Source organism: Caballeronia humi (genome assembly GCF_001544475.1).
Lineage (GTDB): Bacteria > Pseudomonadota > Gammaproteobacteria > Burkholderiales > Burkholderiaceae > Caballeronia > Caballeronia humi.
The window spans coordinates 1-719 of sequence record NZ_FCNW02000227.1 but is presented as its reverse complement, the minus strand read 5'-3'; the positions used below and the strand labels follow the sequence as shown (position 1 = coordinate 719).

General features: G+C 57.2%; 1 protein-coding gene. It reads right to left on the bottom strand.

The window, feature by feature from the left end; genetic code table 11:
• Positions 1 to 242: 242 nt before the first annotated feature.
• Positions 243 to 719 (bottom strand): porin (locus AWB65_RS35165; RefSeq protein ID WP_143281839.1); only part of this gene is annotated, 477 nt, incomplete at its 5' end.

Genomic DNA, 719 nt, shown 5'->3' with positions numbered 1-719 from the left:
AGAGAGAAGTCGCATCCGGCGACGTTCAACGTCCATGGCCATACGCGGTTGTGATACGCGGACTCGTTGGGCGCGATGCTCGCGTGAAACCTGGGAGGGCCGGCCTAACCGTCACGCCGAACGGGCCTTCTCGGTTGCATGGATGGGATCCACCAGCGGTTGGAAAAGCCGCCTGTGCGGCGCTCCCAGATTTGATTCGTTTTGTGAAGGATCCTGCCTACACGGGCCCGTTCATGCCGTCGTCAGAACTTATGACGCAGGCCAATGCGTACCACTTTTACGCTGTCAGACGATGAGGGCGTCAGGACGTTGATGGCGGCGACCGCCTTGTTGTTTGTCGAATCGACTCCGGAAGCGTGCTGATAGATCGCCGACAGATAAACATCTGTTCGCTTGGACAGGAAGTAGTGAGTGCTGGCCTCGGCTTGATGATAGGTCGCGCCTTCGTTGACATTGTTTGAGCTGCCTTTGGTGTAGTCGTAAGCGACGCCCGCCATCCACGCGGGCGTGATTTGGTAGCTGAAGTTCACTTCCGCGTTATTGAAAATTGCGTTGCCCGTATATCGGCTCGGGTTTGGTCCGGAGGTCGTATCGCCCATGCCCCGGAAACTGATATTCGAATACGTCGCGCCGAAGGTGGCGGAGCCGTATGTGTACGATGCGCCTGCACCTATATCCTGATACGAATGCGCGGAAAGGAAGCCGCGATAAACAGGCGA